The organism is Nocardioides sp. InS609-2, assembly GCF_023208195.1.
GTDB lineage: Bacteria > Actinomycetota > Actinomycetes > Propionibacteriales > Nocardioidaceae > Nocardioides.
Map to the genome: position 1 here is coordinate 3,151,394 of NZ_CP060034.1, position 24,536 is coordinate 3,175,929.

The 24,536-nt window shown below is 69.8% G+C and carries 27 protein-coding genes; 14 read left to right on the top strand and 13 right to left on the bottom strand.

Annotated elements, in window-relative coordinates; all coding sequences use genetic code 11:
- Positions 1–17: 17 nt before the first annotated feature.
- The gene (locus H4Q84_RS16300) at positions 18–1,115 is read right to left on the bottom strand and encodes an IS630 family transposase (protein ID WP_248580133.1); all 1,098 of its coding nucleotides are present in this window, start codon (positions 1,113–1,115) and stop codon (positions 18–20) included.
- Positions 1,116–1,356: 241 nt separating this feature from the next.
- Here H4Q84_RS16300 and H4Q84_RS16305 point away from each other — a divergent pair, with 241 nt between their 5' ends.
- On the top strand, positions 1,357–2,262 hold the full coding sequence (locus H4Q84_RS16305; RefSeq protein ID WP_248580134.1) for an endonuclease/exonuclease/phosphatase family protein: 906 nt from the start codon (positions 1,357–1,359) through the stop codon (positions 2,260–2,262).
- Positions 2,263–2,413: 151 nt separating this feature from the next.
- Positions 2,414–5,005 (top strand): ATP-dependent Clp protease ATP-binding subunit, encoded by a 2,592-nt coding sequence (locus H4Q84_RS16310; protein WP_248580135.1) that lies wholly within the window; start codon positions 2,414–2,416, stop codon positions 5,003–5,005.
- A 52-nt stretch (positions 5,006–5,057) separates the two neighbouring features.
- Here H4Q84_RS16310 and H4Q84_RS16315 read toward each other — a convergent pair whose 3' ends face one another.
- The gene (locus tag H4Q84_RS16315) at positions 5,058–5,924 is read right to left on the bottom strand and encodes an A/G-specific adenine glycosylase (protein ID WP_248580136.1); all 867 of its coding nucleotides are present in this window, start codon (positions 5,922–5,924) and stop codon (positions 5,058–5,060) included.
- 68 nt (positions 5,925–5,992) lie between these two features.
- Here H4Q84_RS16315 and H4Q84_RS16320 point away from each other — a divergent pair, with 68 nt between their 5' ends.
- Positions 5,993–6,790, top strand: a complete 798-nt coding sequence (locus H4Q84_RS16320) for a hypothetical protein (RefSeq protein WP_248580137.1) — start codon at positions 5,993–5,995, stop codon at positions 6,788–6,790.
- Between the two features lie 93 nt (positions 6,791–6,883).
- Here the strand turns inward: H4Q84_RS16320 and disA are convergent, their stop codons facing one another.
- On the bottom strand, positions 6,884–7,969 hold the full coding sequence (gene disA, locus H4Q84_RS16325; RefSeq protein ID WP_248580138.1) for a DNA integrity scanning diadenylate cyclase DisA: 1,086 nt from the start codon (positions 7,967–7,969) through the stop codon (positions 6,884–6,886).
- Positions 7,970–8,031: 62 nt separating this feature from the next.
- Positions 8,032–9,450, bottom strand: coding sequence for a DNA repair protein RadA (radA, locus tag H4Q84_RS16330; protein ID WP_248580139.1), 1,419 nt, complete (start codon positions 9,448–9,450; stop codon positions 8,032–8,034).
- Here radA and H4Q84_RS16335 point away from each other — a divergent pair.
- From H4Q84_RS16335 to H4Q84_RS16345, 3 genes are all read left to right on the top strand, one after another.
- Entirely contained in the window at positions 9,449–10,594 is a 1,146-nt protein-coding gene (locus H4Q84_RS16335) for a LacI family DNA-binding transcriptional regulator (protein ID WP_248580140.1), read from the top strand. The genes radA and H4Q84_RS16335 overlap by 2 nt on opposite strands.
- A gap of 67 nt (positions 10,595–10,661) precedes the next feature.
- Positions 10,662–11,204, top strand: coding sequence for a SigE family RNA polymerase sigma factor (locus tag H4Q84_RS16340; protein WP_248580141.1), 543 nt, complete (start codon positions 10,662–10,664; stop codon positions 11,202–11,204).
- The gene (locus H4Q84_RS16345; RefSeq protein WP_248580142.1) at positions 11,177–12,436 is read left to right on the top strand and encodes a hypothetical protein; all 1,260 of its coding nucleotides are present in this window, start codon (positions 11,177–11,179) and stop codon (positions 12,434–12,436) included. The genes H4Q84_RS16340 and H4Q84_RS16345 overlap by 28 nt, the downstream gene beginning before the upstream one ends.
- Before the next feature lie 6 nt (positions 12,437–12,442).
- Here the strand turns inward: H4Q84_RS16345 and H4Q84_RS16350 are convergent, their stop codons facing one another.
- The 3 genes from H4Q84_RS16350 to H4Q84_RS16360 all read right to left on the bottom strand — a co-directional run bounded on the left by H4Q84_RS16350 (position 12,443) and on the right by H4Q84_RS16360 (position 14,714).
- Positions 12,443–13,132 (bottom strand): class I SAM-dependent methyltransferase, encoded by a 690-nt coding sequence (locus H4Q84_RS16350; RefSeq protein WP_248580143.1) that lies wholly within the window; start codon positions 13,130–13,132, stop codon positions 12,443–12,445.
- The gene (locus tag H4Q84_RS16355) at positions 13,132–13,770 is read right to left on the bottom strand and encodes a VOC family protein (protein WP_248580144.1); all 639 of its coding nucleotides are present in this window, start codon (positions 13,768–13,770) and stop codon (positions 13,132–13,134) included. The genes H4Q84_RS16350 and H4Q84_RS16355 overlap by 1 nt, the downstream gene beginning before the upstream one ends.
- A 182-nt stretch (positions 13,771–13,952) precedes the next feature.
- Positions 13,953–14,714 carry a hypothetical protein gene (locus tag H4Q84_RS16360; RefSeq protein ID WP_248580145.1) on the bottom strand — a complete coding sequence of 254 codons (762 nt, stop codon included), beginning with the start codon at positions 14,712–14,714 and terminating at the stop codon, positions 13,953–13,955.
- A gap of 32 nt (positions 14,715–14,746) precedes the next feature.
- Between H4Q84_RS16360 and H4Q84_RS16365 the strand changes: the two genes are divergently transcribed.
- The 3 genes from H4Q84_RS16365 to H4Q84_RS16375 all read left to right on the top strand — a co-directional run bounded on the left by H4Q84_RS16365 (position 14,747) and on the right by H4Q84_RS16375 (position 17,241).
- Positions 14,747–15,679 carry a Ppx/GppA phosphatase family protein gene (locus H4Q84_RS16365; RefSeq protein ID WP_248580146.1) on the top strand — a complete coding sequence of 311 codons (933 nt, stop codon included), beginning with the start codon at positions 14,747–14,749 and terminating at the stop codon, positions 15,677–15,679.
- Complete coding sequence (locus H4Q84_RS16370) at positions 15,676–16,479, top strand: sugar phosphate isomerase/epimerase (RefSeq protein WP_248580147.1); 804 nt, start codon at positions 15,676–15,678, stop codon at positions 16,477–16,479. Before H4Q84_RS16365 ends, H4Q84_RS16370 begins: the two co-directional genes overlap by 4 nt.
- Before the next feature lie 159 nt (positions 16,480–16,638).
- Positions 16,639–17,241, top strand: a complete 603-nt coding sequence (locus H4Q84_RS16375) for a TetR family transcriptional regulator (RefSeq protein ID WP_248580148.1) — start codon at positions 16,639–16,641, stop codon at positions 17,239–17,241.
- A gap of 6 nt (positions 17,242–17,247) precedes the next feature.
- On the opposite strand, the gene H4Q84_RS16380 is transcribed toward H4Q84_RS16375, so the two are convergent.
- Positions 17,248–17,760 (bottom strand): Gmad2 immunoglobulin-like domain-containing protein, encoded by a 513-nt coding sequence (locus tag H4Q84_RS16380; RefSeq protein WP_248580149.1) that lies wholly within the window; start codon positions 17,758–17,760, stop codon positions 17,248–17,250.
- Positions 17,761–17,849: 89 nt separating this feature from the next.
- On the opposite strand from H4Q84_RS16380, the gene H4Q84_RS16385 reads away from it, so the two are divergent.
- From H4Q84_RS16385 to H4Q84_RS16405, 5 genes are read left to right on the top strand one after another with little or no spacing between them, the layout of a single operon-like run.
- Positions 17,850–18,557, top strand: coding sequence for an ABC transporter ATP-binding protein (locus tag H4Q84_RS16385; RefSeq protein ID WP_248580150.1), 708 nt, complete (start codon positions 17,850–17,852; stop codon positions 18,555–18,557).
- Positions 18,554–19,291, top strand: coding sequence for an ABC transporter permease (locus tag H4Q84_RS16390; RefSeq protein WP_248580151.1), 738 nt, complete (start codon positions 18,554–18,556; stop codon positions 19,289–19,291). The genes H4Q84_RS16385 and H4Q84_RS16390 overlap by 4 nt, the downstream gene beginning before the upstream one ends.
- Before the next feature lie 10 nt (positions 19,292–19,301).
- Positions 19,302–20,237 (top strand): proline dehydrogenase family protein, encoded by a 936-nt coding sequence (locus tag H4Q84_RS16395; protein ID WP_248580152.1) that lies wholly within the window; start codon positions 19,302–19,304, stop codon positions 20,235–20,237.
- A 4-nt stretch (positions 20,238–20,241) separates the two neighbouring features.
- Positions 20,242–21,045, top strand: a complete 804-nt coding sequence (gene proC, locus H4Q84_RS16400; protein WP_248580153.1) for a pyrroline-5-carboxylate reductase — start codon at positions 20,242–20,244, stop codon at positions 21,043–21,045.
- Between the two features lie 47 nt (positions 21,046–21,092).
- Positions 21,093–21,818: a hypothetical protein gene (locus H4Q84_RS16405; protein ID WP_248580154.1), complete on the top strand. Its 726-nt coding sequence runs from the start codon at positions 21,093–21,095 to the stop codon at positions 21,816–21,818.
- A 6-nt stretch (positions 21,819–21,824) separates the two neighbouring features.
- On the opposite strand, the gene H4Q84_RS16410 is transcribed toward H4Q84_RS16405, so the two are convergent.
- The 5 genes from H4Q84_RS16410 to H4Q84_RS16430 are packed head-to-tail and all read right to left on the bottom strand — an operon-like array spanning position 21,825 to position 24,530.
- On the bottom strand, positions 21,825–22,325 hold the full coding sequence (locus H4Q84_RS16410; RefSeq protein ID WP_248580155.1) for a general stress protein: 501 nt from the start codon (positions 22,323–22,325) through the stop codon (positions 21,825–21,827).
- A complete protein-coding gene (locus H4Q84_RS16415) occupies positions 22,322–23,014 on the bottom strand; it encodes an HAD family hydrolase (RefSeq protein ID WP_248580156.1) in 693 nt (230 codons plus the stop codon). Before H4Q84_RS16415 ends, H4Q84_RS16410 begins: the two co-directional genes overlap by 4 nt.
- Before the next feature lie 8 nt (positions 23,015–23,022).
- Complete coding sequence (locus tag H4Q84_RS16420) at positions 23,023–23,700, bottom strand: TetR family transcriptional regulator (RefSeq protein ID WP_248580157.1); 678 nt, start codon at positions 23,698–23,700, stop codon at positions 23,023–23,025.
- Complete coding sequence (locus H4Q84_RS16425) at positions 23,666–24,094, bottom strand: DCC1-like thiol-disulfide oxidoreductase family protein (protein WP_248580158.1); 429 nt, start codon at positions 24,092–24,094, stop codon at positions 23,666–23,668. The genes H4Q84_RS16420 and H4Q84_RS16425 overlap by 35 nt, the downstream gene beginning before the upstream one ends.
- Entirely contained in the window at positions 24,087–24,530 is a 444-nt protein-coding gene (locus H4Q84_RS16430) for a hypothetical protein (protein WP_248580159.1), read from the bottom strand. The genes H4Q84_RS16425 and H4Q84_RS16430 overlap by 8 nt, the downstream gene beginning before the upstream one ends.
- Positions 24,531–24,536: the final 6 nt, after the last annotated feature.

Here is a 24,536-nt window from a genome sequence, read left to right on the forward strand (position 1 = left end):
TGCTGGAAAGCTCGGCTCTAGTGGTCCGGATTTGAAGTCTTCATCCGGTTGGCTTTGGTGAGGATCTCGTCGGCGGTCTTGGTCCAGACGAAGGGGTGGGAGCGTTCGTTCCAGCAGTCGATGTAGGTGCGGATCTTGGTGTTGAGGTCCTTGACCGAGGTGAACACGCCGCGGCGGATGGCTTGGCGTTCGATGAGGGAGAACCAGACCTCGACGAGGTTCATCCAGGAGGCGTGGGTCGGGGTGAAGTGGATCTTGAAGCGCGGGTTCTCGATGAGCCAGTTCTTCACGTTGGTGTGTTTGTGGGCGGCGTAGTTGTCCATCACCAGGTGCAGATCGACGGGCTGGCCGGTCTCGTCGACGACGTCGCGGTAGGCGCGTTCGACCTGCTTGAGGAACGCGAGGAACTCTTGGTTGCGGTGCCGCGGCTTGAGAGCGGCGGTGACCTTCCCGGTGGCGATCTCCAGCGCGGCGAACAAGGTGGTGGTGCCGTGGCGGACGTAGTCGTGAGAGCGGCGTTCGACGAGCCCGGGTTGCATCGGAAGGACCGGCATGGTGCGGTCCAGTGCCTGGATCTGGGACTTCTCGTCCACGCACAGCACGATCGCGTTCTCTGGCGGGTTCAGGTACAGCCCGACGATGTCGATGACCTTGGCCTCGAGTTCGGGATCGGTGGAGAACCGGAACGACTCCGAGCGCCACGGCTTGACCCCGTAGGAACGCCAAGCCTCCGCGACGGTGTAGGCGCTGACCTTCAACCGAGCCGCCAACAGCCGCGTGGACCAGTGCGTCACGCCGAGCTTCTTCGGCGGGGGCTTCAGTGTCTCGGCCACGATTTTGCGATGGTCGATCGTGCGCGGACGGCCCGGACGCTGCCGGTCGAGGAGCCCGGCCATGCCCTTGCCCTGGTAGCGGCCCCGCCACTGCAGCACCTTCTGACGGCCGCACCCGACGAGCTCGCAGATCTGGTCGTTCGGCACCCCGTCGGCTGCCAGCAACACGATCCGAGCCCGTTGAGCCGCACCAGCCGAGACCGTCGAGGAGCGAGTCAGTCGCTCGAGCTTGTCCCGGTCACCATCACGCAGCACCAGGGCCGGAGCAGGTCGATTCGCCATGCGCCCATGATTTCACTTCATCAACCCGATGACTATTTCCCACGCGGACCACTAGGTACCCGCAGCCGTGGTGGGAGGGACCCACCAGGCAGCGGTCCAGGCCTCGATCGACGCTCAGGACCCAGTCTCAACGAACCTTCCCGGCGTGCCCCGGTGACCGGGCGCCGGACGCCCTGCCGTCGCGACGGTCGAAGCGTCGAACTCCGCGGGTGAGTCGACCCGCGCCACGATCACGGTGGACGTGCGGGGCCCGAATGCCGAGCTCGTGCCCGACGTCAAGGTGATGACGTGGAACATGTGGTACGGCGGCACCAACGTAAGTGACTACCGGGAGAAGCAGCTGCGGTTCCTGCTCGACCGCGACGTCGACGTCATCGGCGTCCAGGAAAGCTTCGGGACGTCTGCCAAGGAGCTGGGCGAGGCGCTCGGCTGGGACTACTACCAGGCCGGCTACGACCTGGGCATCCTGAGCCGTTACCCCATCGTGAAGCGCAGCCCGTTGCCCTCGGAGTCGGGCATGCCGGCCATCAGCGCAACGGTCCGCCTCGATGCCCGTCGCCGGACGGACGTGACTGTCTGGATCACCCACCTCGGCTACACGCCGTACGGTCCGTACGACGCCTGCTTCGGCCACCTGCCCATCGACCAGCTCTTCGCCAAGGAAGGGCAGTCCGGCCGGACCGGGCAGATCACCGACATCGTTGCCGAGATGGGTCGAGACCTGCGCCGATCCGACGCGACGCCGGTGCTCCTCACCGGTGACTTCAACGCAGCCTCGCACCTGGACTGGAGCCCGCGTACCCAACGTTGCGGCTACGCCGCCGGGGTGCTGTGGCCCGCGTCGGTCATCCCCACGGACGCCGGACTGGTCGATACCTATCGCAGGATCCACCGCGACCCGGTGGCCGAGCCGGGCATCACCTGGTCCCCGGTGTACAAGACGTTCACCGGGGGCTACGGCTACGACGAGTTCGTGGGGCAGCCAGAGCCGCAGGACCGGATCGACTTCGTGTACGCCAAGGGCGAGTGGCGCGTTACCGACTCGGACGCCGTGGTTGCCGGCACTCCGAGCCCCGAGCCCGACCACGCGCTGAACGAGTGGACCTCGGACCACGCGGCAGTGATCACGGAGTTCGCTGTCCGCTGACCGTCGGGCGTTCGCTCTCAGCGGACCACTCTGCTTTGCGAGGCGGGAACACGTAGGCTGGACCGCGAGTTGGACTCAGTGACCCACAACTGACGAAGTCGCGGGTTCGACGAAGGTTTTTCCCACTGCCTCACGGAGGCGAGGAGCGCACATGTTCGAGCGGTTCACAGACCGAGCCCGTCGGGTGGTCGTGCTGGCCCAAGAAGAGGCCCGCATGCTCTCCCACAACTACATCGGGACCGAGCACATCCTGCTCGGCCTCATCCACGAGGGCGAAGGCGTCGCTGCCAAGGCGCTGGAGTCGCTCGACATCTCCCTGGAGGCAGTGCGCGCCCAGGTCGAGGAGATCATCGGCCAGGGCCAGCAGGCCCCCAGCGGCCACATCCCCTTCACGCCGCGCGCCAAGAAGGTGCTCGAGCTGTCCCTGCGCGAGGCGCTGCAGCTCGGCCACTCCTACATCGGCACCGAGCACATCCTGCTCGGGCTGATCCGCGAGGGCGAGGGAGTTGCCGCCCAGGTGCTGCAGAAGCTCGGCGCCGACCTCAACCGGGTCCGCCAGCAGGTCATCCAGCTGCTCTCCGGCTTCCAGGGCAAGGAGTCCACGGCTGCCGGTGCCAGCTCCGGCGCGGCAGGCGCCGAGGCGCCGTCGTCCTCGCTGGTCCTCGACCAGTTCGGCCGCAACCTCACCCAGGCTGCCCGCGAGGGCAAGCTCGACCCGGTGATCGGTCGCGAGCAGGAGATCGAGCGGGTCATGCAGATCCTCTCCCGGCGTACGAAGAACAACCCGGTGCTGATCGGTGAGCCCGGTGTCGGCAAGACGACGATCGTCGAGGGCCTGGCACAGGACATCGTCAAGGGCAACGTGCCCGAGACGCTCAAGGACAAGCAGATCTACACGCTCGACCTGGGTGCGCTCGTGGCGGGCAGCCGCTACCGCGGTGACTTCGAGGAGCGCCTCAAGAAGGTGCTCAAGGAGATCCGCACCCGCGGCGACATCGTGCTGTTCATCGACGAGATCCACACCCTCGTCGGCGCCGGCGCGGCCGAGGGCGCCATCGACGCGGCCTCGATCCTCAAGCCGATGCTGGCGCGCGGCGAGCTCCAGACGATCGGTGCCACCACCCTCGACGAGTACCGCAAGTACCTCGAGAAGGACGCCGCCCTCGAGCGCCGCTTCCAGCCGATCCAGGTGGCCGAGCCGTCGATCGCCCACACGATCGAGATGCTCAAGGGCCTGCGTGACCGCTACGAGGCCCACCACCGCGTCACCATCACCGACGAGGCCCTGGTCTCGGCGGCGACGCTGGCCGACCGCTACATCTCCGACCGGTTCCTGCCGGACAAGGCCATCGACCTCATCGACGAGGCCGGCTCCCGCCTTCGCATCCGCCGGATGACCGCGCCTGCCGACCTGCGTGAGTACGACGACAAGATCGACGAGGTCCGTCGGCGCAAGGAAGGCGCGATCGACGGCCAGGACTTCGAAGCCGCCGCGCGCCTGCGCGACGAGGAGAAGCAGCTGATCCTCAAGAAGTCCGAGCGTGAGAAGCAGTGGCGCGCGGGCGACATGGACGAGGTCGCGGAGGTCGACGAGGAGCTGATCGCCGAGGTGCTGGCGGTTGCGACCGGCATCCCGATCGTCAAGCTGTCCGAGGAGGAGTCGACCCGGCTGCTCAAGATGGAGGACGAGCTGCACAAGCGCGTCATCGGCCAGGAAGAGGCCGTCAGGGCGCTCAGCCGGGCCATCCGTCGTACTCGTGCGGGCCTGAAGGACCCCAAGCGTCCCGGTGGTTCGTTCATCTTCGCCGGCCCGTCCGGTGTCGGTAAGACGTGGCTGTCCAAGACGCTCGCAGAGTTCCTATTCGGCGACGAGGACTCGCTGATCCAGCTCGACATGAGCGAGTTCAGCGAGAAGCACACCGTGTCGCGGCTGTTCGGCTCGCCTCCCGGCTACGTCGGCTACGAAGAGGGCGGCCAGCTCACCGAGAAGGTGCGGCGCAAGCCGTTCTCGGTTGTGCTGTTCGACGAGGTCGAGAAGGCCCACCCCGACATCTTCAACAGCCTGCTGCAGATCCTCGAGGAAGGTCGCCTGACCGACTCGCAGGGCCGGGTCATCGACTTCAAGAACACCGTCATCATCATGACGACCAACCTCGGCACGCGTGACATCAACAAGTCCGTCAGCCTGGGCTTCCAGCAGTCGGGTGACGCCGCGGGTTCCTACGACCGGATGAAGGCGAAGGTGTCGGACGAGCTCAAGCAGCACTTCCGCCCGGAGTTCCTCAACCGTGTCGACGAGATCATCGTGTTCCCGCCGCTGTCACGCGAGCAGATCGTCTCGATGGTGGACAACATGATCACTGCGGTCGAGCTGCGACTGAAGGACCGTGACATGCAGCTCGAGCTGACCCAGTCGGCCAAGAATCTCCTGGCCGAGCGGGGCTTCGACCCGGTGCTGGGTGCGCGGCCGTTGCGCCGCACGATCCAGCGCGAGATCGAGGACATCATGGCCGAGAAGATGCTCTTCGGAGAGATCGGTCCCGGTCAGATCGTGCTGGTAGACGTGGAGGGCGAAGGCCCGACCGCGACGTTCACGTTCCACGGCCAGAAGGTCAACGCGCTGCCCGACATGCCGCCGTTCGAGACGGCTGACGTCTCGGCCGACGTCTCGGACGCTGAGCTGCCGCCGCTCGAAGGGCCCGACGACAGCGCCGGACCCATCGACGTGCCGAAGGCCGAGTGATCGCAAGCTGAAGGACGGCCCATCCCCGCAGCGGGATGGGCCGTTCGTCATTTCAGGGCAGGGCGTAGCTTTCGGCCGCCGCCTCGACCACGAGCCCGTCGGTGATCAGGGACGCGAGGCAGCGGACCCGCTGGTCATCGTCGGCCCACACGACGTCGAGTCGCGAGCGGTGCACCGAGCCCTCGGTCTCGCGCAGCACGGCCATGATTCGGCCGCGGCACTGACGGTCCGTGCCGGCCCAGGCCTGCCCGCGACGCGGCGGGCCGTCGTACGCCGGGAAGCCGGCCGCGCGCCACGTGCACTGGTCGGCGATCGGGCAGTCGCCGCATCGTGGACTGGCGGCTGTGCAGACGATGGCGCCGAGCTCCATGACCGCCACCGCCCAGGTCGCCGCGGTGGACTCATCGTCGGGCAGGAGGGTGGTCGCAAGGTCGCGCTCGGCCCGGGTCACCGACGCCGGCGGGAACTCGAGGCCACTTACCGAGCGGGCGAAGACCCGGCGGACGTTGGTGTCGAGCACTACGTGTCGCTGCCCGAACGCGAAACTGGCCACCGCGGCGGCGGTGTAGTCACCGACACCCGGCAGCGCCAGCAGATCGTCGTACGCCGCAGGCACGGCGCCGCCGTGTCGCTCGACGATCGCCTGGGCTGCTGCGTGCAGGCGCAGGGCGCGGCGTGGGTAGCCGAGGCGGCCCCACGCGCGCACGGCAACGCCTGCCGGCTCGGCGGCCAGGTCGGCGGGCTCGGGCCACCGCACCAGCCACGCGTCGTACACGGGGAGGACGCGGACGACGGGGGTCTGCTGGAGCATGAACTCGGAGACGAGCACCGACCAGGCACTCGCCTCGGGCCCCCGCCACGGGAGGTCGCGCTGGTGGTCGCCGTACCACCGCAGGATCGGCGCGTGCAGGTCGCTCATCGCGGCCGATGGTACGGCCCCCGGAGTGGCAACCCGATCGCGAGCGCCCCGCTGGCTAGCGTGACGGCATGACCGCGTTGACCTCGCCGAAGGGTCCGTTGCCCCCTCGGGTCTACTGGACGCGGCGACTGCTGCTCCTCGGCGTCGTGTTCCTCCTCGTGTTCGGCATCGCGCGGGTGCTGGGCGGCGGCTCCGACGCGAAGTCCGAGACTCCGAAGGCAGAGCAGGCTGCGGCCGAGTTGCAGGACAGCGCTCCGGCACCGTCACAGACCGAGTCCACCAACGAGACGCCGTCCGAGCCCGCCGGCAAGAAGAACGGCAAGAATGCGAAGCCGGTCGAAAAGACGCCCGAGGCGCCGGTGCTGCCGACCGCGACCGGTGTCTGCACCAACGAGGACGTCGTCGTCACGCCGACCGTCGCCGGTGCGCAAGGCGGTGGCCAGGTGCAGTTCGTGCTGAACTTCCGCACCAAGGTGACGCCCGCCTGCACCTGGCAGGTCTCGGCCGACACCGTCACCTTGAAGATCACCTCGGGCGACGACGACATCTGGGCCAGCCGCGAGTGCCCCAAGTCGATCCCAACCCAGGACGTCACGCTCTACCGCGACTACGACACCTCGATCCCGGCGACCTGGAGCGGACGGCGTTCCGACGAGGACTGCTCGAAGGCCGACTGGGTCGATGCCGGGTGGTACCACGTGCTCGCCGCGACGTACGCCGGTGAACCGGTCGACGTGCAGTTCGAGCTCGGCGTGCCGTCGCCGGTGACGGTCACCAAGACCGTCCAGCCGATGCCCGACGCGAAGGCCAAGAAGGGCGGCGCCTCCGGCGAGCCCTCGGGCGCGGTCGAGCCGAACGGCGAGTGACCGATATCGGAAGTCGGGATAGTCCGGGGCAAACCGTGCGCTGTTGAGCCTGGGGACGTACATTTTGCCCCGGACTACCGCCCGAGTACGACGTCAGACGTAGCGCTCGAGGATGCTCGACTCGGCCAGCCGGGAGAGTCCCTCGCGCACGCTGCGGGCCCGGAGCTCGCCCACGCCCTCGACTGCCTGGAGGTCGTCGATGCCGGCGGAGAGCAGCTGTTGGAGTCCGCCGAAGTGCTCGACCAGCCGGTCGACGACGGTGCTGGGGAGCCGCGGCACCTTGGCCAGCAGCCGGTAGCCGCGCGGGGCGGCGGCACCGTCGAGGTGCTCGCCGCTGCCGAGCGTGAGCGCCCGGGCCACCGAGCCGGGGTCGACCAGGTCGGTGGGGGAGAGCGCCTCGAGCTGGGCCAGCAGCTCCTGGGGTGAGCGACCTCGTCGCCCGCCGGGCAGGTAGTCCCGGATCACCAGCTCGCGCTCGGCGTCGACGCCGGTCACCAGCTCCTCGAGCTGGAGCGAGAGCAGCCGGCCGTCGGTGCCGAGCTCGAGCACGTAGTCCTCGATCTCGCGCGCGATGCGGGTGACCATCTCGAGCCGCTGGGCGACCACGGCCACGTCGCGGACGGTGACGAGGTCCTCGATCTCCAGTGCCGACAGCGTCGAAGACACCTCGTCCAGGCGCAGCTTGTAGCGCTCGAGCGTCGCCAGAGCCTGGTTGGCGCGGGAGAGGATCTGGCCGGCCTCCTCGAGGACGTGCCGGGTGTCGCCGACGTACGCCGCGATGATCTGCATCGACTGGCTGACCGAGATGACCGGGTACCCGGTCTGCTTGGCCACCCGCTCGGCGGTGCGGTGCCGGGTGCCGGTCTCCTCGGAGGGGATCGTGTGGTCGGGCATCAGGTGCACCGCCGCACGCTGGATGCGGGTGATGTCGCGGTCGAGGATGATCGCGCCGTCCATCTTGGCCAGCTCTCGCAGGCCGGTGGCGGTGAAGGGCACGTCGAGCACGAAGCCGCCGGTGGCGATCGACTCGACCAGCTTGTCCTGGCCGATCACGATCAGCGCGCCGGTGCGGCCGCGCAGGATGCGCTCCAGGCCGTCCCGCAGCGGGGTGCCCGGCGCGATAGACGCCAGTGTCGCGCGCAGGCGCAGCGTCTCCTCCGAGCGTTCGGTGCCGACCACGGTGCTCCCCGTCCCACGTCGATGCGGCGCTTGGTGTTGCCCGGACCGGGCGCGTCGCGGCGTCAGTCTAGGGGACGCAGGTGGGCCTTCTCCGGCTTCGTCACCTGCAGCAGTCGCAACGCCGAGACGACGTCGGGGACGTCGAGAACCCGCATGCCGTCGACGGTCCAGCTCTCGGGCGAGCGGGGCCCGGCTGCGCTCTTGCGCTCGCTGGGCACCACCGCGACCTTGAAGCCGAGCCTCGCTGCCTCGGCGACGCGCTGGGGCAGGTCGCGCACTCGCCGCAGCTCGCCGGCAAGCCCGATCTCACCCATCGCCACCACGCCGGTCGGCGCGGGCACACCGAACGTCGCGCTCGCCAGCGCCACCGCGACGGCGAGGTCGCTGGAGGGGTCGTGCAGCTTGGCGCCGCCGACGGTGGACACGAAGACGTCGTGGGCATGCAGGCGGATGCCGCCGTGCTGTTGCAGCACCGCGAGCACCATCGCGACGCGTGAGGAGTCGACGCCGGACGTCGTACGACGCGGGCGCTCGGCCGCACTCGGGGTGACCAAACCCTGCACCTCGGCCAGCATCGGCCGGCGACCCTCCATCGTCACCGCCACGCAGGTGCCGGGCACCTGCTGGTGGTGGTGCTCGACGAACAGGCCGGTCGGGTCGCTGACCGGGCGGATGCCCTCGGGGGAGAGGTCGAAGCAGCCGACCTCGTCGACGGGGCCGAACCGGTTCTTCATCGCGCGGACCATGCGGAAACGGGAGTTGCGGTCGCCCTCGAAGTGCAGCACCACGTCGACGACATGCTCGAGGACACGCGGGCCCGCGATGGTGCCGTCCTTGGTGACGTGGCCGACCAGGACCGTGGTGATGTTGCGGGTCTTGGCCACCCGGATCAGCGCCGCGGCGACCTCCTTGACCTGGGTCACGCCGCCCGGCGCGCCGTCGAGCCCGGAGGCGCCGATGGTCTGGATCGAGTCGACGACCAACAGTGTCGGCCGGACCTGCTCGATGTGGGAGAGCACGGCGCCGAGGTCGGTCTCGGCCGCGAGGTAGAGCTCGTCGTGCACGCCACCGGTGCGGTCGGCCCGCAGCCGGACCTGGGAGGCGGACTCCTCACCGGTGACATAGAGGACACGCTCCTTGGCGCGCGCGGTCTGGGCGGCCACCTCGAGCAGCAGCGTGCTCTTGCCGACGCCGGGCTCACCGGCCAGCAGGATCGCGGCGCCGGGCACCAGCCCGCCGCCGAGGACCCGGTCGAGCTCGGGCACCCCGCTGGTGCGGAAGGCGGACTCGCTGACCGACACCTGGCCGATCGGCACGGCCGGGGTCGTGACGGGCGTGGCGGCGGCCCGCATGGTCGGGGCGGCGGCCTCGGCGACCGAGCCCCACGCCTGGCACTCGCCGCAGCGGCCCACCCACTTGCCGGTCTCCCACCCGCACTCAGAGCAGCGGTAGGCGGCCCGGACCCGTGGCTGTTTGCTCATGAACCGCACGGTAGGCGAGGCCACCGACACTCCCGATGAGGACGCGCAGGGTTATGCTGACGACGCTTTTGGAACGATCAAGGAGTCGGGGATGTCGCATCCGGAGCTGAGGGCGAGCCGAGCCATCGGCAACCAACCGGTCGCCCCGACGACACTTGCTGACGTGGCCGAGCGCGCCGGCGTCTCGCGGCAGACGGTCTCCAACGCGGTGAACAACCCCGACCTCCTACGCCCCGACACCCTCGCGCGGGTGCGTGCGGCGATCGACGAGCTGGGCTACTCACCCAACCGCGCGGCCCGCAGCCTGCGCACTCGCTCCTCCCACCTGATCGGGCTCCGCTTCACGCCTGCTCAGGAGGGCACCGCCAACGCGCTGATGGACCGGTTCGTGCACTCGTTGGTCGAGGCGACGGCCGAGCGTGGCTACCACGTGCTGCTCTTCGCCGACGACGACACCGAGCCGCTGTCGGCCTACGACCACCTGCTGCGCTCGACCGCGGTCGACGCCTTCATCGTCACCGACACCTACCTGGGCGCGCCCCAAGCCGCGTGGCTCACGGGGCAGCGGGCGCCGTTCGTCGCCTTCGGCCGCCCCTGGGAGGATCCGGACGCCACCCACGCCTGGGTCGACGTCGACGGCGCGGCCGGCGCCGCGATGGCCACCGACCACCTGCTCGACAAGGGCCACACACGCATCGCCTGGATGGGCTGGAAGAAGGACTCCTTCATCGGTGAGGACCGGCGCGCCGGCTGGCTGCACGCCATGCACTCCCGCGGCCTGAGTACGACGGGGCTCGCGAGCCGGGTCGAGGACACCATCGGCAGCGGGCGTGGCGCCAGCGCCGTACTCCTCGACGAGGCCCAGCCGTCGGCGTTCGTGTGCGCCTCCGACACCCTCGCGATGGGCGTGCTGCACACCCTCACCGACCGCGGCCTGGTCGCCGGGCGCGACGTTGCCGTGGTCGGCTTCGACGACTCGCAGGTCGCCCAGGTCGTGCCACCGGGGCTCACCTCGGTGCGGCAGCCGCTCGAGGACGTCGCTGTCGAGATCGTGCAGGCCCTGCAAGGACTGCTTGCCACTCCGCCGGTCGCCCAGCCGGGAGTGCTGCTCACGCCGACGCTGACGGTGCGCGGCTCGAGCTGACCGTGCGGTGTCAACCGCGCCGACCCCGCCGTCGTCTCTTCCACTGAGGACCAAGGAAAGGATCTCGGTGGACAAGGACGCAGACTTCGTCGAGTTCGTGCAGGCGCGCTCGTCGGCCCTGCTGCGGACCGCGACCCTGCTGACGGCCGGTGACCGGCATGCGGCAGAAGATCTCGTGCAGGGGGCCCTCGCCAAGGCGTACGTCGCGTGGTGGCGGATCCGCAGGCAAGGAGCGCAGGAGGCCTACGTCCGCACGACGATGACGCGGGCCGCGATCGACCGCACCCGTGGTCGGGCCCGCCGGCCCGAGGTGCTCGTCGACGAGGTGCCCGAGACGACGCATCGCCCAGCCGGCGCGGCAGATGTCGTTGGGGATCGCCAAGCCGTGTGGCAGCTGCTCGCCTCGCTGTCACCACGGCAGCGGACGGTCTTGGTGCTGCGCTACTACGAGGACCTCTCCGAGGCCGAGATCGCCCGGACGCTCGGTTGCAGCCAGGGCTCGGTCAAGGCCCATGCGTCGCGGGGCATCGCGGCGCTGCGCACGGCCATTCAGGCCGACGAGGACGTGAAGGAGGAGACACGATGGACACCCAGCTCGAGGAACGCATGAAGCGCGACCTCTTCAACGTGACCCGCGCGGTCGAGGCACCTGTCGGGTTCGCCCACGAGGCATTGCGGTTGGGGCGCCAACGGCGCCGGCGTCGTACCGGGACGTTGATCGCCTGCGGCGCGGTCGCGGCGTTCACTGGTGCGATGCTCGTGCCGGCGCTCGGCTCCGAAGGTGGACGACGGATTGCCAGCGACCCGGCGTCGAAGGTGCCGTCCGCACAGCTGGAGTGGGCACGTTCCCTGCCGCAAGGGCCGATGCCTGCCCTGCCGATGTGGACCGACGACGGACTCAGGGACGGCGAGACCCGGGTCGTCGTGGACGGCCGGGTCGACACGGCCCGCCCCGCACAGCGGGTGGTGGGTGGCTGGCTGGTCATGCTGCGCACCGATGCCCCCGAGCTGGCGCCTGCGGTTCTGTCCGCGGACGGAGCGCTACGCCCGCTCGCGCCGTACCCGGACGAGGTGAACGGCGGCACTGGCGTCGCCTTCGTCTCGCCAGACGGGCGGGAAGTGGCCTACGGCAATCGCGTCGTCGACGTCGTGACCGACGACCTCACCGATATCCCGCACGACCCCTTGCTGCTCGAACGCCCGAGTCTGAAGTATGCGAACTCGCTGGTCATCGCCGGCTGGAGCGACGAGGGTCTCGTCTACTCAGGGGTTCCCACGAGTGAGGGGATGGGCACCGAGTGGCTGCTGCGCCCTGACGGCTCCACGGTCCGGCTCGGGGCTCCCGGCAGCGATGTGCGCTCTAGTGCCGGCGGCACGGCAGGTCTCGCGATGACCTACGACTATGGCGAGAAGCAGAACACGTGCACCACGTCGTACGCGTTGCGCGACGCGAAGTGGTTGAAGGGTGCGACCGGTTGCCTGGGGCGCTACCTGGGCGAGTCGCTGGACCTCTCGCCCGACGGTCGCTGGCTGTTGACCGACGACCTTCCGGAGCTCTGGGACGTCCAGAACGGCGAGTGGACGTCGTTCGACGCTCCGGGCGACGTGCTGGCCGATGACCACTTCGAGTGGCTGGGCGCCGCTGGCTGGGAGAGCGACGACGCGCTCCTCATTCCCCTGAACGACGGAGAGACCGCCGGGAAGCAGACCATCCAGGTCGTGCGGTGCACGGTCAGTACTGGTGCCTGCGAGAAGGCGGGCACCAAGGTCCAGCTGACCCTGGCCCCGGACGCGGATCCGATGTTCGGCCCCGCCCCCGTCATCAGCTTCGGGAACTACTGACTCAGCTCAGAAGCGGCGCCACCAGACGTTGACCGCGTAGTCGACGTCGGTGCCCTCGTGAGCGGCCAGGAGCTCGTCGGCCAGCGCGGGCGTGAACTCGATGCGTACGACGCTCTCGAGGTCGGCCCGGGTCTCGAACCGCCAGCCCATGTCGACGGCGAGGCGGGTCCAGCCGTGCGTCGACCAGAACCGCTCGACCTCGTCGGGGTCGATCATCGGGTAGCCGCGCCGGAACCAGCCCCCGAAGGTCGAGCGCCGCGCGTCGTTGTCGATCACGAAGGCGGTGCCGCCGCGACGTACGACCCGGTCGAGCTCGGCCAGCCCGGGCTCGCAGCCGGGGCCGAAGAAGTAGGCCCAGCGCGCCTGCGCGACGTCGACGCTGGCGTCGGGCAGCGGAATGGCCTCGGCCAGGCCGGACATGACAGTGACGTTCTCCAGCCTGCGTGTACGACGGCGGGCCAGCCCCACGAGGTCGGGGTGCGGCTCGATGCCGACGACGCGCTGCGCCGTACCAGCCCAGAGGGGCAGGTGGAACCCGGTGCCGCAGCCGAGGTCGAGCAAGTCACGCCCGGCCCAGTCCGTCACCGAATGCATCGCGTCGAGGATGAGGCCGTGCGGGTCTGCGGCGCGGTTCTCGAGCTCGTACGTCGCCGTGTGGTGCCAGATGTTGGGGCTCGGGATGGCCCCGTCGAGCATCAGATGCGGACGAGACCCGAGGGGGTCTGGATCTGCGCGGCGATGATGCCGGGGGCGCCGTTCGGGGCGACCCAGTCGACCTTGACGTCCTCGAGCGGCTGCTCCACCGACTGGCCGAGCCACTCGCTGACCCGCTGGGAGTCACCGGCGATCTCGAGGCAGGCGAGGGAGTACTCACCGTCGGCGCCGTGGCCGGGGTGCAGCTCGGCGGGCACCTCCCAGTGGATGAAGAACGGCAGCTGCGGGTCGCTGATCAGGCCGTTGACGCCGATCTGCTTCCACAGCAGCTCGGTGCCGTCGGGGCGGTGCCGATTGCCCTTGACGGCTTCACGGCCGAGGCGTTGCTCCATCTCGTGGATGTCGTCGACCGACACACACCAGCCGAGCCAGCCGCCACCGAGCAGTGAGCGCGCACGCACGGCCTGCCCGAACGGGGCCTTGTCGGAGGCGGGGTGGTCGAGGACCTCGACGATCTCGAGGTAGGTGCCCTCGGAGAGCGGCAGGGTCATGTTGCGAGTGCCGAAGCGCGGGTGGACTCCACCATCGGTGAAGTCCCTGCCGAGAAGTTCCCCCAGGCGCTGGGCGGTGCTGGCGAGGCCGTCGGGTCCGGCGGCGAACGAGAGGTGGTCCAGGCGCATGACTGCATTCTGTTCCGCGTGGTCGGTCGCCTTGACACTGGGGTCGGGTGTCTTGATGTCGAGAAGTCTCGGCGGGTTTTCTGTCGTGATACCCGGTCAGCTGGGGATCCCTTCGCTCTGCCGTAGTTGCGCAACGCACTCAAACCGTGAGGAACGACGTCAAACCTCCGGTTGCTTCGTCCTCAGCGAGGGTCGGCGGGGTGGATCGCCAGCAGTGACCGGGACCGCAGGTGCGCCTCGCAGTGCCTCGCCAGCTCGGCGTACCCAGCCGGACCCATCAGCTCGGTCAGCTCGGGCTCGTTGGTGATGTACAGCGGCTCGGGCGCGACGTGCGCCTCGGTGTTGGCCGTGCAGTACCAGTCCAGGTCGTGCCCGCCCGGCCCCCAGCCACGCCGGTCGTACTCACCGATGCTGACCTCCGTGTACGACGTCTCGTCGGGCCGCTCGACCGTGCGGAACGTCCGCCGGATCGGCAGCTGCCAGCACACATCGGGCTTGGTCTCGAGCGGGTTGCGACCCTGCTCCAGCGCCAGCCCGTGCAGCGCGCAGCCGGCGCCGGTCGCGAAGTCGCTGCGGTTGTGGAAGACGCAGCCGTTCTGCCCGTCGACCTCGATGGCCAGGGTCTTGCGGTCGCCGTCGTCGTCGACCTCGACCCAGTCGGACTTCTTGACCTTCCGGCCGGGGTGGAACTGCCACTGCTCGGGCGTCAGCTGGGCGACGTACCCGGCGACCCGCTTCTCGTCGGCCTTGTCGGAGAAGTGCGCGCCGAGCGTGCAGCAGCCGGTGTCGGGCGAACCCTCGTAGATGCCCTGGCAGCCCTGCCCGAAGATGCACATGTAGCTCGACGTCAGCCACGTCAGGTCGCACCGGAACGTCTGGGAATCGTCAGCCGGATCGGCGAACTCGACGAAGGCGCGCGGGAAGACTGGATCCACTTCAGGCACTACGTCAACCTAGCGTCCATTAGGTTGGACCCATGCGCCTGGGCGTCCTCGACATCGGCTCCAACACGGGGCATCTGCTCGTGGTCGATGCCCACCGCGGCGCAGCCCCGCTCCCGGCGTACTCCCACAAGCAGCCGCTGCGGCTGGCCGAGCACCTCGACGCCGCCGGTGCCGTCACGACCGAGGGCATCGACGCGCTGACCGGCTTCACGGCCGAGGCGATGTCGGTCGCCGAGGACAAGGGCTGCGAGGAGATGCTCGCCTTCGCCACTTCCGCGGTGCGCGATGCCGTCAACTCCGACGAAGTGCTCGCCCATGTCGCCGACCGCACCGGCACCGTCATCGAGGTGCTGTCCGGCGAGGACGAAGCGCGGCTGACCTTCCTCGCCGTACGCCGCTGGTTCGGGTGGTCGGCCGGCCGGCTGGCCGTCTTCGACATCGGTGGCGGGTCGCTCGAGATCGCCGGCGGCACCAACGAGAACCCCGACGTCGCCTGGTCGCTGCCGCTGGGTGCAGCACGGCTGGCCCGCCAGTGGTTCGGGAGTGCGACGCCCGACGATGACGCCATCCGCCGGCTGCGGAGGCAGATCCGCGCCGACATCGCCCGCGACGCCGGGCACTTGCTGCGTGCCGGCCGGCCCGATCGAGCGGCCGCGACGTCGAAGACCTTCCGCTCCCTGGCACGCATCTGCGGGGCCGCGTCTTCAGGCGAAGGCCCGTTGGTCGCGCGCAGTCTGCCTGCTGCCGCGCTGGCCGAGTGGATCCCGAAGCTGAGGGCGATGCCGCCCGCCGAGCTTGCTGACCTGCCTGGCGTCTCGCCTAGCCGCGCCCATCAGATCGTGCCCGGCGCACTCGTCGCGGAGGCCGTCATGGACATCTTCGACCTCGGCGAGCTGGAGATCTGCCCCTGGGCGCTGCGCGAGGGCGTGATCCTCGAACGCCTCGACCAGATCAGGGTCCCGTGACCGTCTCCATCAGCCTCTCGACCGCCTCGGTCTACCCCGAGTCGACGGCGCACGCCTTCGGGTACGCCGCCTCCCTCGGCTATGACGCGATCGAGGTGATGGTCGGCATCGACTCGCTCTCGCAGCAGAAGACCGCGGTCGGCCAGCTCTCCGAGCACCACGGCCTGCCCGTCGTCGCGGTGCACGCACCCTGCCTGCTGTTCACCCAACGGGTCTGGGGCACCGAACCCTGGGGCAAGCTGGAACGCTCCGCCGAGATGGCGGCCGAGCTCGGCGCCTCGACGGTCGTCGTACACCCGCCGTTTCGCTGGCAGAAGGAGTACGCCGCCGGCTTCGTCGACGGCATCGCTGCCCTGGAGGTGTCGACGGGCATCGCCTTCGCAGTCGAGAACATGTACCCGTGGCGTGCCTCCTCGCGACCGCGCGTCTCGAAGGCGATGGAGATGTACGTCCCCGGCTGGGACCCCTCCGAGGAGTCCTACGCCCACATGACCCTCGACCTCTCCCACGCCTCCATCGCCGGCTCCGACGTGATCGCGATGGCCGACCGGATGGGCAAGCGGCTGAAGCACGTGCACCTCACCGACGGCGTCGGCACGGCGAAGGACGAGCACCTCGTGCCCGGCCGCGGCACCACCGGCGCCGCCGACTTCCTCGCCCACCTGGCCGCGGCCCGTTTCGACGGCCAGATCGTGGTCGAGATCAACACCCGCCGCTGCACCACCCGAGCCGAACGCGAGGCTGACCTGCGCGAGTCCCTCGAGTTCGCCCGCGCGCACTTCGCGGTCCCCGCCCGGTAGCGGCAGTTTTCGTCAACCAACGGACCAATGGGGCTGGGCGCCGGCTGCCTTCACGCCTGGCCCAGCGCTCCGGAGCGCCTATTGGTCCGTTCAGTGACGTGGACGGTTCAGTGCCGAGCGTCGGCCTGGCCTCGAGCACGTCGGCGTACTCTCGTCGCCATGCCAGCTCGCGCTCGACCCGCGTCGAGGGGCCGTCGCCCGGGCGCCCCCGACACCCGCGCCGCGGTGCTGAAAGCGGCGCAGGCGTCGTTCGCCGAGAAGGGTTTCCGGGGTACGACGATCCGCGGCGTCGCCACGGGCGCCGGCGTCGATCCGGCGCTGGTGCACCACTACTTCGGCACCAAGGACGACCTGTTCCTGGCCGCGCTCGAGATACCCATCGACCCCCGGGTCGTCGTGGCACCTGTCGTTGCCGGCGGACCCGACGGCGCGGCCGAGCGGTTCCTCACCGCGTTCCTCTCGGTGTGGGACGACCCGGAGGTGCGGCCCTCATTGCTGGCGGTGGCGAGAGCGGTGATGGATCCCGCGGGGCACCGGTTGCTGAGTGACGGCTTCTTGCCAGTCGTCATCGAACCCATCGGGGTGGCGCTCGGCATCGACCGGCCTGAGCACCGGATGTCGCTGGTGGCCAGCCAGGTGATCGGGCTGATCCTGATGCGCTACGTGCTGCAGGTCGAGCCGCTCGCATCGATGAGCGGAGAGCAGGTGGTGGCGACGTACGCCCCGACGATCCAGCGCTACCTCACGGGCCCCCTGCCCTGACGATCCTCAGTCGAGCTGCGGCACCCGCAGCTTCCACCCCACCCTGATGACGTCTGGGTCGTCGATCCGCGGATTTGCGGCGACGATGTGGGCAACGGTCGCCTTCGTGAACGGACGGAGCTGGCGGCGGATCGACGAGAGCGTGTCGCCGCGGACCACGCGGTAGAGCAACCAGCCACGCAGGCCCGGGAACACGATGACCGGCACCTCGACGAGGTCGAATCCCGGTGCCGGTCCCTCGTCGGGGAGCCCGGGGTTGTCGCCGAACGCCTGGAGGGTGACGGTCGTGCCGTTGCGGGGTGGGGACGCCATCTCCAGCGTTGCGCTGAACTCGCCGATCCCGGTCATCCCACCGGCCGACTGGGCCGAGCCGGTGGCGAGCTCGAGGCCGCGGGAGTCGAGGACGCGCAACCCGATCGTGCCCTCGAAGCCCGCACCGACGCCCGCGACCACGAACCCGCGGCCGACGAGCTGGTTCTTGACAGGCTGGTGGACCTTCACCTGAGTGACGATCGGCATCGCGCCCTCCCGGAGTGTGGTGGAGATCCCAGCATGCTCCGGACCGCGCCCCCTTGCCAGACCCTGGCACGCAGCGCATAATTCAACACATGATGAATAACGTCATCGAAGTACACGACCTGCTCGTCGTCCGCAGCGGCCGTGACGTACTCCCCGGCATCTCCCTCGACGTCACCCCCGGTGTGACCGGCCTGCTCGGCCCGAGCGGCTGCGGCAAGTCGACGCTGATGCGCTCGATCGTCGGCGTGCAGCAGGTCCGCAGCGGGACCGTCACCATCCTCGGCACGCCCGCCGGGGACAGCACGCTGCGCGACCGCGTCGGCTACGTCACCCAGGCCGCCAGCGTGTACGACGACCTCTCGATCGCCGAGAACCTCCGCTTCTTCGCCCGGGTGCTGGGCATCGGCACGGCCGGGATCGACGATGCGATCGGCGCCGTCGACCTGGCCGGCCACCGCGACCAGACCGTCGGCACGCTCAGCGGAGGCCAGCGGTCGAGGGCCAGCCTCGCGGTCGCGCTGCTCGGCAAGCCCGACGTGCTCGTCCTCGACGAACCAACCGTCGGCCTCGACCCGGTGCTTCGCCGCGACCTGTGGGCGCTCTTCCACCGCCTCGCCGACGCCGGCACCGCGGTGCTCGTGTCGAGCCACGTCATGGACGAGGCCGACCGCTGCGACCGGCTGCTGCTGATGCGCGACGGCCAGATCATCGCCGACGGCACACCTGCGGAGATCAAGCAACGGTCCGGCTCCGACGACATCGAGGCCGCGTTCCTGAAAATTGTGGAGGCGGCATGAACCCCCGGATCACTCTCGCCGTAGCCGGCCGGGTACTCACCCAGATCCGGCGCGACCACCGCACCCTCGCGATGCTCGTCGTGCTCCCGACGCTGCTGATGACCCTGTTGTGGTGGATGTTCAACGACACCCCGGGCGGCACGTTCAGCCGGGTGGGTCCGGGCCTGCTCGCCCTCTTCCCCTTCATCGTGATGTTCCTCGTCACCAGCGTCACGACCCTGCGCGAACGTTCCAGCGGCACCCTCGAACGCCTCCTCGCGATGCCGATGGGGCGCCTCGACTTCCTCCTCGGCTTTGCCGTGGCATTCGGGCTGGTCGCCGCGGTCCAGTCGGCCCTCGCGGTCGGCGTCAGCGTCGGGCTGCTCGGGCTCGACATCACCGGCCCGGTCTGGCTGCTCACCACCGTGGCCGTCGCAGACGCGGTGCTCGGCACGGCGCTGGGTCTGTTCGTCAGCGCGTTCGCGCAGACGGAGTTCCAGGCGGTGCAGTTCATGCCGGCGGTCGTGGTGCCGCAGATCCTGCTGTGCGGGCTGTTCGTCCCGCGGCCCCAGCTGCCCGACGTACTCGAGACGATCAGCGACGTCCTGCCCCTTTCGTATGCCGTCGACGCGATGCAGCACCTGGTGTCGAGTGCGAGCTCCGGCGAGGTGTGGCAGGACGTCGCGATCGTCGCGTGCTTCGCGGTCGCCGGCCTTGGCCTTGGTGCTGTCACCTTGCGGAGACGTACGGCGTAATCTCCTGTGCATGTCGTTGCTCCGTCAGCCGATCCTGCTGCTCGCCCGGTCGGAACAGGTCAAGAAGCTCATCTCCACGATGCCCGTCTCGTCCGGCATCGTGGCCAGCTACGTCCCCGGTGAGAGCACCGGGTCGGCGGCCGACGCGACAGCGGGGCTCGTCGAGGACGGCCTCACCGCGACGCTCGACTTCCTCGGCGAGGACGTGCTCGACGCCGGGCAGGCCGACGCGACCGTGGCGGCGTACAAGGACCTTCTCGAGCAGCTCGCCGCGCGCGGTCTGTCGCGCAAGGCCGAGGTCAGCGTGAAGCTGTCGGCGGTGGGTCAGTTCCTGCCCGACAGCGGCCACAAGATCGCCCTCGAGAACGCCCGCGCCATCTGCCGGGCGGCCCGCAACGCCGGCACCACGGTCACCCTCGACATGGAGGACCACAAGACCACCGACTCGACGCTGCAGATCCTCCGCGAGCTGCGCAAGGACTTCCCCGAGACCGGTGCCGTGCTGCAGGCCTCGCTCTTCCGCACCGAGGCCGACTGCAAGGCGCTGGCCTACGAGGGCTCGCGGGTGCGGCTGTGCAAGGGCGCCTACCTCGAGCCCGAGGAGGTCGCGTTCCAGTCGCGCGTCGAGATCGACAAGTCCTACGTGCGCTGCCTCAAGGTCCTGCTGGCCGGCGACGGCTACCCGATGATCGCCACCCACGACCCGCGGATGGTGCAGATCGGGTCCAGCCTCGCCAGCCGCTACGGCCGTGCCCAGGGCACCTACGAGTTCCAGATGCTCTACGGGATCCGTCCCGAGGAGCAGAAGCGGCTGGCCGAGAGCGGCGAGACCGTGCGCGTCTACATCCCCTACGGCACCGAGTGGTACGGCTACCTCATGCGTCGCCTGGCCGAGAAGCCGCAGAATCTCGCCATGTTCGTCCGCTCCCTGGTCTCGAAGAAGTAGTCCGATGACCCAGACCGCGATCCTCGGCGCCGGAGTGATGGGCGAGACCCTGCTTTCCGGTCTCGTCCGGGCCGGCCGTCGCGTCGACAACCTGCTCGTCGGCGAGAAGCGACCCGACCGGGCCCGCGAGCTCGAGGAGCGCTACGGCGTCGCCGTCGTCAGCAACCGCGAAGCCGCCAGCAAGGCCGAGACCCTCGCTCTCGTCGTGAAGCCGCAGGACATGGGCGACCTGCTCGCCGAGATCGCGCCCGAGCTGCGCCCCGGCCAGCTCATCGTCTCGCTCGCGGCCGGCATCACCACGGCGTTCATCGAGGCGCGCGTGCCCGACGGCGTGGCCGTCGTACGCGTCATGCCCAACACTCCGGCGCTCGTCGACGAGGGCATGGCCGCCATCTCGCCCGGCTCGCACTGCGACGACGCGCACCTGGTCGAGGCGGAGTCGCTGATGGCGTCGTGCGGCAAGGTGCTGCGCGTCCCCGAGAAGCAGATGGACGCGGTCACCGCGATCTCCGGCTCCGGCCCGGCCTACATCTTCTACGTCGTCGAGTCCATGATCGAGGCCGGCGTGCACCTCGGCCTGCCCCGTGCGACCTCGACCGAGCTCGTCGTACAGACCCTGGTCGGCTCGGCCGTCATGCTCCGCGAGACCGGCACCCACCCGACGGTGCTGCGTGAGCAGGTCACGTCGCCAGCGGGCACCACCGCCGCAGCGCTGCGCGAGCTGGAGAGCCATCGGGTGCGGGCGGCGTTCCTCGCTGCGATGGAGGCCGCGCGCGATCGCTCACGGGCGTTGGCCGAGGGCATCTAGCCCGGACTCGTACGGCTCGGGAACCAGTCCAGTGCCATGCTGGCTAGATGACGACCGCGACCCGGCCCGACGTTCGCTTCTGGTTCGACCCGACCTGTCCGTTCGCGTGGATGACCAGCAAGTGGGTCCGGCTGGTGCAGGAGCAACGCGCGTACGACGTCGAGTGGCGGTTCATCTCACTGCGGCTGATCAACAAGGACGTCGACTACGACGCGCACTTCCCGCCGGAGTACGAAGCCGGGCACACCTTCGGCCTCCGCCTGCTGCGGGCCTGCGCCCATGTGCGCGACGAGCACGGTCCGGAGGCAGTGGCCCGGCTCTACGAGGCGCTGGGCACTCGCATTTTCGAGACTGAGGGAGCACCGGGGCGGGACGCCGCGGATGCCGCTGCCATCCTCACCGACGCCCTCGCCGAGGTGGGCCTGCCGGCAGACCTGGTGCAACACCTCGACGACCAGAGCCGCGACGACCAGATCCAGGCCGAGACCGACGAGGCGTTCGCGCTGACGGGCAAGGACGTCGGCACGCCCATCCTCCACATCGCGCCGCCCGAGGGTGCGGCGTTCTTCGGCCCGGTCATCAGCCGGCTCCCCACGCCCGAGCAGGCAGGCGAGCTGTGGGACCACGTCGTCGGCCTGGCGACGTTCCCGGGCTTCGCCGAGCTCAAGCGCAGTCTGCGCGAACAGCCGCAGCTGCCGTCCTTCGGCGTCTCGCCGGGAGAGACCGGGGTGCAGGAGGACTGGCACGCCGGCAGCCGGCGCCAGAAGAAGTAGCTGCCGCTAGCTCGCGTATGGGTCGGGCAGCAGCCCGGGCTCGGCAGCCAGGATCTCGCGCGCCTGCTCGCGGTGCTTGTGCTCGACCAGCACCTCGTAGCGCGTGGCCACCACAGCCTTGACCGAGGAGAAGTCGCGCTGCCCGCGGGTCGCGGCGTAGCCGAGGATCGCCCAGATCGCGCCGAAGAGCAGGCCCGCGAGCGCCGTCGAGATCAGCATCGCCAGCACGTTGCCGTCGACGAAGACCGCGAAGAGCAGTCCGACGAATGCGCCGAGCCAGAGCCCGGACAGTGCGCCGAGCGTTGCCACCCGGCTGTAGGTGAGCCGGCCCGTGATGCGCTCGATCTGCTTGAGCTCGGTGCCTACGATCATGCAGTTCTCGACCGGGAACTCCTTGTCGGAGAGGTGGTCGACCGCCTTCTGCGCCTCGGCGTACGTCGCGTAGACGGCGAGCGACTGCGGGAACTCCAGCCGCAGCGCCGACGGGTTGACCTGTGGGGTGCTCATGTCTCCAGTCTGGCACCGGCACACACATCGAGGTCGTCGAGCGACCTGATCCTGGTGTGCTCTGTGTCGGGGTGTCGATCCCGCCGATCGAGGAGTACGCCGGCCAGGCCGGCCGCGATCGCACCCTCGACGTCGTCGGTGACCGAGTCGCCGACCATCACCGCCTCGGAGGGCGCGACCCCCAGCCGGGCGCAGCTGCCGAGGAACGGGCGCGGGTCGGGCTTGCCGAGCGGGAACTGGTCGGAGGTGAACAACGCGTCGACCTCATTGCTGAGCCCGACCAGCTCGAGCTTGAGCGTCTGGTGCTCGTGGTCGCCGTTGGTCAGGACCGTGGCAAGCAGCCCCGCCGCGCGCACGCGACGCAGGGTCCGGACCGAGTCGGGGAAACAGGCCCACGCGGGTACGTAGAGGTCGAGGTAGGCGTCGAACTCACGGTCGGCCACGGCGTCGTCGCGCAGGTCGAGGTGCGGCAGGAACTCGCGCACTCGGGCCCGACGCTGCTCCTCGAACGTGGCCAGACGCTGCTGGTAGCGCGCGTAGTGGGGATTGGAGATCTCGGACCAGCGACGCGCCAGGTCGTCGTCCTCGCCGGCGGCGCCGCGGTCTCGACCCCATGCGATGGCGGCCGTCCGGGCGGCCGAGCTCTGGTCGACAAGGGTGTCGTCGAGGTCGAAGATCACGGCTCGCATGCGAGGGGTCAGACCTTCCGCAGCGTCGCCAGCAGCCCGATGAGGTCGTCCACCACACCGCGTACGACGGGCAGTCGCGAGAGCCGGACCAGCCGGTCGAGCATCGGGACGATCCGTTCGACGAGCAGCCGGGTGCGTCGCTGGCGCTCGCTCGCGTCGTACACCCAGAACAGCACGATGCCCATCTGCGCGAGCCACAGCAGCTCGGGCAGCTCGGCGCGCAGGGCCGGCGCGAGCTTGACGTCGGAGCCGTCGACGAGCGTGCGGAAGAGTTCGATGCTCGCGTCGCGGGCCGAAGCCGACTCGGGGCTGAACGGCGAGAGCGGGCTCGCGGGGTCGGCGGCGTTGCGGAAGAACTGCCCGGCGAACTCGTGGTTGGGCTCGGCCACCTCGAGCCAGCTGGTCAGCACGCCGGCGAGCCGGGGCGCGAAGGCAGACTCGCGAGCCAGTACGTCGGCCGCGGCGGCCGCGTGCGCGACCTGCATCTGGTCGTAGAACGCCTGGATCAGGTGTTCCTTCGAGCCGAAGTAGTAGTAGGCGTTGCCCAAGGAGACGCCGGCGTCGCTGGCGATCGAGCGCATCGTGGTCTTGTCGTAGCCCTGGCTGCGGAAGAGCCGCAGCGCCGAGTCGACGATCGCGCCGCGGGTCTGCTCAGCCTTGGGCGATCGGGCGGCAGGTTCCGGCACAGCGTTCAGGGTAGTCACCTCCCACAGCCGGGCTACTGCCGAGCAGCGACCGCAGTCCGGCAGCGGAGTACGCCGCGCCGCGGGCCAGCGGCAGCCAGCGCGGGGTGGACAGCCGCTCGGCCAGCCCGCGGTGCGCCCGGGTCGCCCAGAGACACATCACCCAGGCGTGCTCGTGCGTCCACACCGAGCCGTCGCCGCCGACCACCGTGATCTCCTCGAGCGTGCGCGCGTGGTCGAGCGACGGGAACCGCCGCCTGGCCTCGTCCGAGCCGGCCGCGACCAGGTCGAGGGGCACGATCAGTGCCTGCGTCATCAGCCAGCCACGGAAGCGCGTGCAGAGCGGGCAGTCGGCGTCGTACAGGACGGTCAGCCCCTCGACGCGGCGCTCAGGCACGGCCCGGCGCGGGGTAGGCGGCGCCGTACTGCTGCGCCGGGGGCAGGTAGCCCTGCGGCGCGACCGGGGCGCTGCGCAGCGACTCCATCCGGCTGCGGCGACGGATCGCGTTGAAGACGTAGACGTAGACGTTGACGAAGTGGAGTGCGCCGAGGGTCAGCGTCACGACGCCGACCTTGACGCTGAGCGTCTCCACCAGCCCGCCGAGGTCGGGGACGGGTGCGTCGATCCGCAGGTAGAGGCTGACGAAGCCGAGGTTCAGCAGGTAGAAGCCGACCACCAGCAGCGTGTTCACGGCCTCGGCGAGGGTGTCGTTGCCCGCGAAGACGTCGGCGAGGAAGACCTTGCCGTGCCGCGACAGGGTGCGCGCGACCCACACGACGAGCGGGATGGTCACGGCGAGGTAGGCGAGGTAGGCGCCGACGGTCCAGTCCATGGTTGA